Source organism: Rheinheimera sediminis (genome assembly GCF_004005375.1).
Classification (GTDB): Bacteria; Pseudomonadota; Gammaproteobacteria; order Enterobacterales; family Alteromonadaceae; genus Pararheinheimera.
Genome location: NZ_RZUF01000001.1, coordinates 155,064 through 166,701, shown reverse-complemented (window position 1 = coordinate 166,701; position 11,638 = coordinate 155,064). Strand labels below are relative to the sequence as shown.

At 45.7% G+C, this 11,638-nt stretch carries 14 protein-coding genes; 4 read left to right on the top strand and 10 right to left on the bottom strand.

Translation table 11 applies throughout. The annotated features are described in order from the left end of the window. The first annotated feature begins 23 nt into the window (after window positions 1-23). Complete coding sequence (locus EMM73_RS00705; RefSeq protein ID WP_127684536.1) at window positions 24-2,423, top strand: EAL domain-containing protein; 2,400 nt, start codon at window positions 24-26, stop codon at window positions 2,421-2,423. 116 nt (window positions 2,424-2,539) lie between these two features. Here the strand turns inward: EMM73_RS00705 and EMM73_RS00700 are convergent, their stop codons facing one another. The 3 genes from EMM73_RS00700 to EMM73_RS00690 all read right to left on the bottom strand — a co-directional run bounded on the left by EMM73_RS00700 (window position 2,540) and on the right by EMM73_RS00690 (window position 4,234). Next, complete coding sequence (locus EMM73_RS00700; protein ID WP_127684535.1) at window positions 2,540-3,373, bottom strand: CvfB family protein; 834 nt, start codon at window positions 3,371-3,373, stop codon at window positions 2,540-2,542. A gap of 4 nt (window positions 3,374-3,377) precedes the next feature. Further along, a complete protein-coding gene (locus EMM73_RS00695) occupies window positions 3,378-3,944 on the bottom strand; it encodes a YaeQ family protein (RefSeq protein ID WP_127684534.1) in 567 nt (188 codons plus the stop codon). 89 nt (window positions 3,945-4,033) lie between these two features. Continuing rightward, window positions 4,034-4,234 (bottom strand): DUF2061 domain-containing protein, encoded by a 201-nt coding sequence (locus EMM73_RS00690; RefSeq protein WP_127684533.1) that lies wholly within the window; start codon window positions 4,232-4,234, stop codon window positions 4,034-4,036. A 152-nt stretch (window positions 4,235-4,386) separates the two neighbouring features. On the opposite strand from EMM73_RS00690, the gene EMM73_RS20495 reads away from it, so the two are divergent. Then, the gene (locus tag EMM73_RS20495; protein WP_127684532.1) at window positions 4,387-4,755 is read left to right on the top strand and encodes a thiol-disulfide oxidoreductase DCC family protein; all 369 of its coding nucleotides are present in this window, start codon (window positions 4,387-4,389) and stop codon (window positions 4,753-4,755) included. Continuing rightward, a complete protein-coding gene (locus tag EMM73_RS00680; RefSeq protein WP_127684531.1) occupies window positions 4,755-5,054 on the top strand; it encodes a hypothetical protein in 300 nt (99 codons plus the stop codon). Before EMM73_RS20495 ends, EMM73_RS00680 begins: the two co-directional genes overlap by 1 nt. Before the next feature lie 54 nt (window positions 5,055-5,108). Here EMM73_RS00680 and EMM73_RS00675 read toward each other — a convergent pair whose 3' ends face one another. Further along, window positions 5,109-6,617 carry a DUF3413 domain-containing protein gene (locus EMM73_RS00675; RefSeq protein ID WP_127684530.1) on the bottom strand — a complete coding sequence of 503 codons (1,509 nt, stop codon included), beginning with the start codon at window positions 6,615-6,617 and terminating at the stop codon, window positions 5,109-5,111. Between the two features lie 4 nt (window positions 6,618-6,621). After that, window positions 6,622-6,846 carry a YejL family protein gene (locus EMM73_RS00670; RefSeq protein WP_127684529.1) on the bottom strand — a complete coding sequence of 75 codons (225 nt, stop codon included), beginning with the start codon at window positions 6,844-6,846 and terminating at the stop codon, window positions 6,622-6,624. A gap of 71 nt (window positions 6,847-6,917) precedes the next feature. Here EMM73_RS00670 and yejK point away from each other — a divergent pair, with 71 nt between their 5' ends. Further along, on the top strand, window positions 6,918-7,952 hold the full coding sequence (yejK, locus tag EMM73_RS00665) for a nucleoid-associated protein YejK (RefSeq protein ID WP_127684528.1): 1,035 nt from the start codon (window positions 6,918-6,920) through the stop codon (window positions 7,950-7,952). 18 nt (window positions 7,953-7,970) lie between these two features. On the opposite strand, the gene EMM73_RS00660 is transcribed toward yejK, so the two are convergent. Genes EMM73_RS00660 through EMM73_RS00640 form a run of 5 tightly spaced genes read right to left on the bottom strand, consistent with a single transcriptional unit; the run spans window position 7,971 to window position 10,918 of the window. After that, the gene (locus EMM73_RS00660; protein ID WP_127684527.1) at window positions 7,971-8,231 is read right to left on the bottom strand and encodes a hypothetical protein; all 261 of its coding nucleotides are present in this window, start codon (window positions 8,229-8,231) and stop codon (window positions 7,971-7,973) included. A gap of 3 nt (window positions 8,232-8,234) precedes the next feature. Further along, the gene (locus tag EMM73_RS00655) at window positions 8,235-8,909 is read right to left on the bottom strand and encodes a M15 family metallopeptidase (RefSeq protein WP_127684526.1); all 675 of its coding nucleotides are present in this window, start codon (window positions 8,907-8,909) and stop codon (window positions 8,235-8,237) included. After that, window positions 8,906-10,039, bottom strand: a complete 1,134-nt coding sequence (dapE, locus tag EMM73_RS00650; RefSeq protein ID WP_127684525.1) for a succinyl-diaminopimelate desuccinylase — start codon at window positions 10,037-10,039, stop codon at window positions 8,906-8,908. The genes EMM73_RS00655 and dapE overlap by 4 nt, the downstream gene beginning before the upstream one ends. Beyond that, entirely contained in the window at window positions 10,036-10,389 is a 354-nt protein-coding gene (locus EMM73_RS00645; RefSeq protein ID WP_127684524.1) for an ArsC family reductase, read from the bottom strand. Before EMM73_RS00645 ends, dapE begins: the two co-directional genes overlap by 4 nt. A gap of 13 nt (window positions 10,390-10,402) precedes the next feature. Further along, the gene (locus EMM73_RS00640) at window positions 10,403-10,918 is read right to left on the bottom strand and encodes a PTS glucose transporter subunit IIA (RefSeq protein WP_127684523.1); all 516 of its coding nucleotides are present in this window, start codon (window positions 10,916-10,918) and stop codon (window positions 10,403-10,405) included. Window positions 10,919-11,638 lie beyond the last annotated feature (720 nt).

The window sequence follows — 11,638 nt, the reverse complement described above, 5'->3', positions numbered from 1 at the left end:
CGGATTAATCTAGTAGAGTCTGTATGACGACCCTGACCACCTCGCAGCATCAATCTGATATCCGTAGTCTTCATTTTCAACTCCAGCAGTTACAGCAGGATAATGCCAGACTGCGTTTAATTAATCAGTTTGCCATTGACCTGCATGAGTTGACAGGTATGGACCAAATTCTTACATACACAGCGAAACATGTGGTCGCAGGTTTAGGTTTTGTCGATTGTGCCATTTTTATTCTTGCTGATGATCAACAAAGTCTTATCCGTAAAGCAGCAACAGGTACCCGTGATTTACCTTCCCATTTAGGCATAGCTGAATTAAAAATAGGCGATGGACTGGTGGGATATGCTGCGAGTGTAAAAGCTTCTGTGTTAGTGTCTGACACCCGAAACGACCCCCATTATTTGGCTGATTTAGTCCCAAGCTTGTCTGAGTTGGTTGTTCCTATTCTGGATGGGGATGAATTGCTGGGAGTGATTGACTGTGAACACTCTCATACCCATTATTTTACGCTTGAACATCAGCAAATTCTTGAAGTAGTCGCCTCAATTCTAGCTAGTAAACTGCGAAAGTCTGAGATAGTAGACAGGCTAGAGTCTTCAGTTAGTAAACTTAAATACGCAGAACGACTACAGAAAGCTTTGTACGAGATTGCTTCCTTTTCTTGTTTCGCTAACGACTTCTCTAATCTCTACAAAAGAATGCATCAGATTGTAAATTCGTTGATTTATGCTCCGAATTTCTTTATTGCTTTGTACGATGAAGAAACAGAGTTACTGCAGTTTCCCTATTTTGCTGATACCGAGGATGATTTACATCCCGATCAGGTTTTTGGCAAAGATCTGCTGGAACGCAGTCTGACGGGCTATGTATTTCGAACGAATAAACCTTTATTAATCTTAGGTAACCAACTAGCAGGCTTTGAGCAGGAGTATAAGGTCAATTCCTATGGTTCCAAGCCTCAGGCCTGGTTAGGTGTGCCCTTTCAGTCCAGTGAAACTGTGCGTGGTGTAGTGGTGGTGCAAAGTTATGTCGCCAATATTCAGTATACTGAGCGGGATTTGGAGCTGATGATTTTTGTCTCTCAGCACATATCAAATGCGCTGGAGCGGGTCTTTTCTGAAAAACGATTACAATATCAGGCTCTGCATGATGCGTTAACTTCTTTGCCGAACCGCGGTTTGTTGATGGATAGAATTGCCCAGGCGTTTCGGCGGATGCAACGTTTTCCAGCCAATCATCTGGCCGTGATGTATCTGGATTTAGATCGCTTTAAGACAGTCAATGATACTCTGGGGCACCAGGTCGGCGACGATTTCCTAATTCAGGTCGGACGAGTTCTGAAGACATGTATGCGTCAGAGCGATACACTGGCACGTCTGGGCGGAGACGAGTTTGCCGTGGTATTGGAGGATGTAGCCGGGCTTAACGATGTTATAGAGGTTGCTCAACGTATCATTCAGGCGTTGCAGCAGCCTTTGCTGGTGGGTGGGCATCTGCTGCTTACATCCTGCAGTATTGGTATAGCGCTGGCCAGTTCTGAGGACCAATTGCAATCGGCGGACGAGCTGATCCGCCGTGCTGATATCGCTATGTATCAGGCCAAGCAGGATGGTCGTGCTGTGTATCGTATTTATTCTGCGGATATGCAGGCACAGGAGAGCCAGGAATTCAGGCTAGGGCTGGAAATTAAGGCAGCTTTGGCACAGCAGCATTTTGTACTGCATTATCAGCCTATTGTCAGTCTTGAAACCGACGATACTCTGGGTTTTGAAGCCTTAATTCGCTGGACTCACCAGACTCAGGGCGTGATCGCGCCCGATCAATTTATTCCCTTTGCGGAAAAAAATGGTTTGATAGGTTTGATTGACCATTATGTATTGAGGCATGGCATCGAACAGATCCGACTCTGGATGCAGGACTACGCTGCAGCTTTTTATGTCAGTGTGAATGTGTCAGGACTGGCGTTTTCTGAACCTGATTTCGCCACAGCTGTGATCCAGAAACTGGCCGAAGCGGATGTACCAGCCCGTTATCTGGCGATCGAAATTACCGAGCGGGCACTGATTGAAAATATTGAACAAGCACGTTTGTGTCTAAAGCAACTGCGCCAGCATGGAGTCCGTGTGCTGTTGGATGACTTTGGTACCGGCTATTCCAGTTTAAGTTATTTAAATGAGTTTAAGCTGGACGTACTGAAAATTGACCGCTCTTTTATTGCCAATATGAAGCCCAGCATACAGGACAATCCGGTGGTGAATACTGTGATTGCTTTGGCTAAAACTCTGAATTTAAAGGTAGTGGCTGAAGGGGTAGAAACCAGTTTACAACGGCAATTATTAAAAGAGCTGGGTTGCGATGCAGGGCAGGGTTATTGGTTTGCTAAGGCTTTGCCAGCAATAGACGCCATCAAATGGCTGCGTTAAATACTGCGGACCTGTAGGGGCGGGGTTTATCCCCGCCCGTGTCGAATTCCAAACAAATCTTTATTGGTCTTGTACCCGCCCGTATCCGGTTAAAATCCGATTTAAAGCGGGCCACATTAAACCAGGCGGATGGCCTCTGCTTCAATCACGATTTTTCCTGCTTTGTATAAAGCGCCTATGGCCTGTTTGAACATTTTTTTACTGACACCAAACTCACCATATATTTGCTCCGGCGTGCTTTTATCTGATAGCGGCAAGCTGCCGCCTTTGTGCTTTAAGCGCTCTAAAATCACATCAGTAAAGGCCTGCGCTTTTTCATACCCAGGTTTATCCAGCATTAAATCAATACGGAAGTCGTCACGCATTTTCTGCACATAAGCTGTGCCTTTGTAGCCGATGCGCAGTGGTTTAAAGACCTGATTTTTATACAATAAACCCCAGTGCTGATGATCTACTACTACTTTGTAGCCAAGATCAGTCTGAGACGCGACATAAAACTGCACTTCATCACCTGGTTGGTAATCCGGCGTCTCTTTGCCTATATATCTGTCCAGTTTGGCTGAGGCGACAATGCGGTTACTTTTATCAACATAACAGTACACCAAATAATATTTATCCAGCTGCATTGGAATTTGTTGTTCGCTAAAAGGCACCAGCAAGTCTTTTTTCAGACCCCAATTTAAAAAAGCACCTACTTTGGTGATGGCCACAGCTTTTAGCTGTGCCACCTGACCGACCATCACATAAGGTTTTTCTGTAGTGGCAATCAGCTGATCTTCAGAGTCAAGATACAGCAGCACTTCAAGCACTGTACCAATCTCTGTGCCGACAGGTACATAACGTTTAGGCAATAAAATATCACCCCAGCTTAAGCCATCTAAGTACACGCCAAATTCGACCTGCTTTTTTACCGCCAGTTTATTCAGTTTGCCTAAAGCGAGTTGGGTCATGTAATTACTCCGATGCCAGCAAAGCTGGATTTGACTGTTGAATAAAGTGTAGTTGGACTTGTACGCTGTGGGCTGCATTACCAAGCCAGATTTGACCTTCGTTGATAGTGCATTGTAACTGCATAGTACGGTCGCATAATTTGGCAAGTTCTGCTGTATCTGCCGGGGAGACAGCTACTATGGTCAGGTTTTTTAACTGACTCAGGGCTTTTTGCTCAGAGCTGTACCATTTATCCACTGCTGTGCCACCGTAAGCAACTAAAAGCAACTGTTCTGTTTTATGACTGGCGCGACGTAGACGCTTTTCTTCCGGCAAACCCAGCTCAATCCACAATTGATAATCACCTGTCAGGTTTTGACGATAAACAGCTGCCTCATCGTCATCGGAAATGCCTTTGCCAAAGGTTAAATCTTCATGGGCACACAAAGCGAAGGCCAGCAGACGTAACATCATACGCTCTGTGGTTTCAGAAGGGTGCTGGGCAAGTGTCAGGTTATAGTCCTGATAATGATGGCGCGACATGTCGGCCACAGCAAGGCTTGCTTTAAAAATGGTTGCCTTTAAGGCCATAACAAATCCGCGGAACAAATCAAAAGGGCGCTAGTGTACCTTGTTCGTAGGAATAATGCAGCTTGTGTAATAGCCTGAGGTTAAGCTGCTCAGGCTTGCAGTTGATGATGCTGCTTTTGCCGCAGAGCAATACGGTTCCAGGCTTTCTCGTGAAAAAAGTAAGCGACAGTATTGATGGCTGGCTCTATGGTTGCCACTAAACCACCCACCAACAGATCTCCGGTTAATAAATAGGTGACGCTAAAAGCAACACTAAAATGTAGTACAGCAAAAGTCATAGTTTTTAACATGATGTGGCTCCAGATGCCTTAATATGTAGTGAGCTTAGCCTGCTGTGCTATTCATCGAAAACGAATTAATCCAATCGCCGCTATCGTTTTTTATGTTCAGCCGATCCTGAAGTGATATTCGAACGTATTATCTGAACTAACAGGAGCATAGGATGAATTCACTAGAAGTTTTTTATGATGGCGGTTGCCCCTTGTGCCGGCGCGAGATTAGTTACTTTCGCGCACTGAAAAGTAGGGTGCCTATTATCTGGCTGGATTTAACCGATGTACATGCACAGCTGCCACCAGAGCTTGACAGATGCAGCGCACTTGCGCGAATGCATGTGCGGGTAAACGGTCAAATCTATTACAAAGGGGCCGCTGCTTTTGCTACGCTCTGGTCGCAGTTTGCTTATTGGCGTATGCTTGGCCTCTTACTCAAGGTACCGCCCGTGACCTGGTGCGCTGATAGGCTGTATAGCTTGTTTTTGAAATTAAGGCCGCGCCTCCAGCGCTGGGTGCAAAGACAGGAGAAACCCTGATGGGGTTAGATTGCCGTGAATTTTTGGATGTCAAAGAGTATGAGTTTTTAATTAATTGGTTTATGCGTCAGCAAAAGCAGCACCAATTGGCTGAATTGAGCGAACCCTATAGTTATGACGGTTATTCTTTATATGATCAAAAGGTGAACCAGTTGATTGCAGAAGCTACTATAGCTTTTAAAGAAACCTTTCAGCGTGAGGCTCCGGCTTTGGTGTTCACTAATTTGTTTCATCTGGCTGAGCTTGAGCTACAGGGCAAACGTGACCGATTGATTAAAGCGCCAAAAACACTTCAATAGGTGCAGGCAATAAAAAACCACCGCCCGGTGGTTTTTTATTGCCTTGTTTTGCAGCTACTGCTGTTGCACACGTTTTAATGCGTCGGTCAACTGAGGGATATCCAGTTTTTCATTTAGCGGTACCAGAGTACCAGCAGACCAAACGCCGTAACTGCCATCATCCCGCACTAAAATCATTTTGTCTTTTTTAAAACTAACCATTTGGTGAGGTAATAAATTCAGTTTTGGATAGGCTGAAGGTTTGAACCAATTATCACCAGGCCAGTTAGTGTGGCAACCAAGTTGAGCCAACAAAGTAGGGATCAGATCCAGATGTTGGGTCACTGTATCGGATGTAGCCCGATGCAGAGCAGGCCAGCGGCTGTAAAGCTGAGCGGGAGCTAAATCAAATTGTGAATCCGCTGCCTGTTGAGTGAGTACCACTAGATGTTGTCCTTGATCGGACTGAACTAAGTCTGTTGCTAAATCGCTGCTGAATTTTATCTGCACTGACGCAGGTGCATCCGGGGTCAAGGCTAACCAAGGCAGTAGTTGTTGGAATTGCGCATCACTGGCACTGATACTCAGTTGCCCTGCTGGCATTTGCGCCATCCAGACAGGAGCTTGTTGTAAAACGCTAGTCATGTCTTTATTCAGCTGCATACTGCCATACAGTAAATTCAGCAATGCACTGGGTGCTTCGACCGGTGCAAAATGGTGTTGATGTACTTTAAAGTTCCGTTGCTCTAAAAGTGCAATGTCAGCAGCAGATAAAGCAGGCACAACTAGCACAGTGACAGCGTCCATTGATTGATTTGTGCACTGCAAAGCTTCAGGTTCACGCCAGTTAGTGGGGCGCTGCAACTGTTCTGCTTTATTTTCTTGTAAGCGTGATAAATCCAATACTTTGTATTTGGCTAAAAACGTATTAGCTGTCGCCGGGTAAGTGAAAGGCAATACATTGTCCTGTTTCAGCACATCCAGATCCAACTGGGCATCTGCCCATATATGTAAGCTGTGGCTGGTGACAAAACAGCCTAAAAACAGATAAAGCGCGGGTTGACCTAAACCTGATGCTTGCAGTCGTGGCACTTTTTTCCAGCATAAATTACTCAGTACCAGCTCTATCGCCAGCAATAATGCAGCCACTACAGAGGTGATCAGAATAAAATTACGCAGATTAGTAACCACTTGCTGGCGCAATAAATCTATGGTTTGTTCACTGGATGCGCTGCCGACATGGTAGCCAAGCGCCTGATACACATAAGCATCAAAAATCAGCGCCACCAGCCCGAGCGTTGCTAAAGTTGCCGCTATACCGCGCACATGGCGCTGGTATGGAAAAATCAGAGTAACAGGGAATATCGTCAGAATAAAAAACAAAAAACACAAAAAGGCGGTGTGGCCCAGCCAGTTGGTCACCAGATACAACCAGCCAGTGATACTTTGTGGCAAAGGTTCTGCCCACCAGTAGGCTGATGTGATCACCAGCGCCAGCAGGATATTAAAAAAAGTAAACCAATGACCCCAGTTCAGCAGGCGGTTTACTTTATTCACCAATGACAGGTTTTGTTCCAGCACCATAGAGTTATTGTTTCTTGCTGTTAACGGCGTCTTTCAAAGCCTGACCAAAATGAGTGACCACATCCATACGCTGAGCTGCAGGAACACTGGTATTGATAATATGACTAATGGTATTACCTAAACACATCAGGCTTAATTCCGTTGTCGCTTCCTCTGAGCGTAATTGCTCCAGCAGAGTGTTAACGATCTTTTCAATTTGGTCGGTCGAATACTTTGATACAATAGGCATGAAGGTCTCTGCTCGAAATAAAATGGAACAGCGGGGAATACTAGCAGAATTAGCTGAGAACAGGAAAATATATGTCCGTTGATGTGTTGCATCTGGCAATAAATTTTATCGAAAGTACTGAAAGTGAGCAGTTGCAGGCACAATTTCGTCAGGAGTTGGTCCCTGTATCGCAATCTGTGGCGCATTTAATTGAACAATTGCATTTAGCCTATAACGGCAAACCAGCCAAAGGGTATGCGACCTTTTCTGATGATTTACAGGATAGAATGGCGCTGCCTTTAGCGCAGTGGCAAGCGCAGGAGCGCAGCTTTTTGCAGTTGGCAGAACAAGCTACCAGCCAATTGGTAGTGCAACTGGTACAGCACCAAATTCAGGAAACCGGCTATTTTATGTTATGCCATTATCGTTATCTGGCTACGGAGTATGTGCTGGTGACTTTATTAGGCAGCAAAGATCACTTCAGTGTGACGCCTGAGTTATTACTTTCGACCGATCAGCATCTGGATATAGCCAGGATGCAGCTGGCAGCCCGTATTGATTTAACTGAATACCAAACCAGCCCAGAGCAAAACAAATACATCTCTTTTATTCGTGGCAGAGCAGGGCGTAAAGTCGCAGATTTTTTCCTCGACTTTTTAGGCTGTGCCGAAGGCATGGTCGCCAAAGAACAAAGTAAAGTGGTGTTGGCTTCTGTGGAAGAGTATTTGTCGGCTTCTGATTACGATGCCAGCGAAAAGTCGGCCGTACGTAAACAAGTCTATGACTACTGTGAAGAGCAAACCAAACAAGGCCTGGATGTGCATTTACAGGAGCTGTCGGCCACGATCGACAGCAGTGATGCCCGCGCTTTTGCCGATTACTGCGCAGAGCAGAATATCGAAGTGCCAGACCAATTCCCAGTCGATGTCAAAGAGTTAAAAACCTTAGTGAAGTTTTCAGGCGCTGGTGGTGGCGTCAGTATCAGCTTTGAACAAAAGCATTTAGGCGAACGTATCCGCTACGATATGGACAAAGATTTGCTGATTATTCAAGGCGTGCCGCCGAACTTAAAAGATCAGCTACAACGCTTTTTAAAAGGCTTTTCCAGCTTTGACAACAAAGGCTAAAACGCCTGCCGAAAAATGCTAGTCAGAGCCACCACCGCCATCAGAGCCACCCTCTGATGAGCTGTGGTGGTTGCCGGTATCTACTTGTTTAATCCGGCTGCCATCTGTGCCGCTGCCTGCGGCTAAAGTTCCGGTTACAGCACCCTGCGCAGTATTTTTTGGGCGTATTTCTCTTTTTGGTTTTTGCTGTTGTAGTTTTTTGTTACGGCGCAGTAACCATAAGTTGGCAATGACCAAGCCAATAATAATAAAAAGGGTCCACCACAATGTCAGGGTCATTCTTCATTCCTTACAAATGTTACAAACATAACGTCGATAAATAAGGGGTATATACTCAAGCAACAAGGCTGTATCAGGCAGTTCGCTCAGTGCTATAACCTCAGCCAGCATAGTTTCGTTAAAGTGGTTCAAATAGTCCTCTGCCAAAGGGCGATAACTAATATGCCAGGCTTCTTTGGCTACGCCGCCTTGATCGCGTTGATAAGGCCGGAAAAAACCAAAGCGTGCAGCATGCTGGTTTAGCCATTGATCCAAACCGTAAAAAGGCCCAGCGGGTTGGTATTCTGCATCCAATAACTGAACCTGATAATCGGCAGCTACCGCTGCTTTATCATACAAGTCAAAATCTGTGCCCCAATGATGACGACTGGCGCCGGGCAAAGCTGAGTACAACAAAATAGCTTCTAGTTTGGCAAAGCCTGTTAAGTTATGGATATCGATTTGCTGTTGGGCTTTGTTATAAACAGCGCGCTGACCGCTATATTTAGCTGTCCATATGCGCGCTTGTTGAGCAAAAGAGCGATAAGACGATACGAGGGCCAACTCGATGCCATCTAAAGCTGCAGCCTGCTGCATCTGCTGATAAGCGGCTTTGACGTCCGGCAATAAACGATGTCGCTGCTCCAGTTCAACCAGAGCAGTTTCATCAAAACCTGTCAGAAGCCTGGCCAGACTCATTTGGCGACCAGTTGTTGCAATATATGCTGGTACATATCGGCTAAAGGCTCTAAATCAGCGACTGCTACAGATTCGTTAATTTTATGTATGGTGGCGTTGCAAGGCCCTAATTCCAGCACCTGCGCACCAGTAGGCGCGATAAAACGACCATCTGAAGTACCGCCCGTAGTTTCCAGCGATGGCGCAAAGCCTTTAACTTGTTGTACTGCGTGTACCGCAGCAGCCACCAATTCACCGCTATCAGTCAGGAAGGGCAGGCCGTTGAGGATCCAGTCGATGCTATAGTTCAGGCCATGTTTTTCTAAAATCTCCAGAACCCGCTGTTGCAACTGTTCTGCTGTCACTTCAGTGCTGTAGCGGAAGTTGAAGGTCAGTTGCACATCGCCAGGTACTACGTTAGTGGCACCAGTACCTGCATGAATATTGGAGATCTGAAAACTGGTGGCAGGGAAATAAGCATTGCCTTGATCCCAGACCGTTTGTGCCAATTCCGCCAGCGCAGGAGCCGCTTTATGAATAGGGTTGTCCACCAGGTGTGGATAAGCCACATGGCCCTGAATACCTTTGACGGTCAGATAACCAGTTAAAGAGCCCCGACGACCATTTTTAATCACATCACCCAATTGTTGGCTGCTGGATGGCTCACCCACTAAACACCATGTTATTTTTTCCTGCCGGCTCTCCAGTACTTCAATGACTCTTTTGGTGCCATTGATAAAGGGGCCTTCTTCATCGCTGGTAATTAAAAATGCGATATCACCGGTAAGCTCTGGATTGCTCGCTAAAAAACGCTCTGTTGCCACCACCATAGCAGCCAGACTACCTTTCATATCTGCAGCACCACGGCCGTACAGCATGCCATCCCGAATTTCAGGCGCAAATGGCGGGCTGGTCCACTGATCCAGTGGTCCTGTTGGCACTACGTCGGTATGGCCGGCAAAACAAAACAAAGGTTTGCCCTGACCCCTGCGAGCCCATAAGTTGAGGGTGTCTTCAAAGAACATGGATTCGATAGTGAAACCTAAAGCTTCAAGACGCTTTGCCATCAATTGTTGGCAACCGGCGTCTTCCGGCGTGACCGACTGGCGGCTGATTAAGTCTTTGGTCAGATCTAATACTGCTGTACTCATGCGGAGATCCCAAAAATTGTCTGATAATTTTGTTCTGAAAAACCAAGATGATACTGGCCATTGTGTTCAAGCACTGGTCGTTTAATCAGCGCAGGTTGCGCCAGCATCAGTGCTACCGCTTTGTCTGCCGTCATGTCTTGTTTGTCTTGATCTGGCAAAGCTCTGTAGGTGGTGCCTTTGGTGTTCAGCAGTTGTTGCCACTGCAACTGCTGCATAAATTCTGCTAAAAGAGCCGCACTAATTCCATCCTGACGGTAGTCAATATAGTGGTGTGGCAGCTGCTGCTGTTCCAGCCATTTGCGGGCTTTTTTAATAGTGTCACAATTTTTAATGCCATAAATGCGGGCCATACAGTCATAATTCCTAAGCGCTAACCAATTGGATAGCCAGCAAGTCATCTTGTAGCGCCTGATGATAACCTGCGCGGCAATGAATACTTTGAATTTTGGAGTGAGGAGCAATACGTAAAAATAATCCGAAGCTCAGGCCTGGTTTGCTAAGCAGTGCCTTGTCGTAATGCAAAAGTGCTTGCCCTGCTTGTACCTGAGCTTGCTCGCTGACCAACCAATGAAAACCAACCCCATGTTTATCCCGACAATAAAGTGGGAAATCTAACACTAACTTCAGTCCGCTGGAATGGATAAATTGCAGATGTTGGCCTGTATGATTGCTACGGCTGAATAAGGCGGTAAAGGGGCTGTATAAGGTAGTACCTCTTAATTCAAGCCATAGCCCATCACCTGACAAGCCAGATGCCATCAAAGGCTCAGGGCTTGCCATACGGTTGTGACTGAAGGCGTCGACCGGACTTCTGATCCTTAACTTTAACTGTGGGTCAAGACTCGTATGCCAGTGCAACAAACTAAAAGGGCTGAACATGGGCTAAAACATAAAAAAAAAGATAGGCTGATAGTAACGAAAAAAACATAATTTGGCGAAGACTTCCTGCAAGACTTAGTACTGATTCTGCAGTTCTTTGCGCTGACGAACTTACGCAGAGCAGCTTCACTTAATAAAAGATAGAAATTCTGTTGTTTGAACATGAAAGTGTCACGAAAAGCGAATAAGTGAAAGTTATTTTTAATGACAAAACCATGAAAGCCTTATGCATTCTTTGTTACGGTTGTCCACAGATTCTGTGGATAACTTTGTGTGTTGTTATGTTTAACTAGGTTAACTGTATGAATGTAATGAAAAAAAACTAATGGCACAAAATTTGTTTAGTGAGGTCCTTGGTAAATAACTGAGCAAAGGCAGTAAACCGATAGTTTTTTATCTCCAATCTGAATCTTTCACCCTAAAACATTTGCGCTGTTTTTGTGTTAAGAATGTTGATCGTTGCGCTCTCTTGTCCCGTAAATGAACGGTAGTCAGACTGATGTGAAGCATACGGCATGCCGTTGACGGTGGAGTCTTAGTGCATTTTCGCCCTGAGCTCTTTGGCAGAGTCCACTCTGCTTTACTACAAAGCGACTGACGCTCTGCAAAATGCTGTGAATGCAGTCAAGTCTCAAGCTGCTGAGAACAATGAGTTGCTGTTGATGATTGACAAACATGGTTTGTAAAGTTACATGCAGTGTATCCGAGGCTCATTACCCT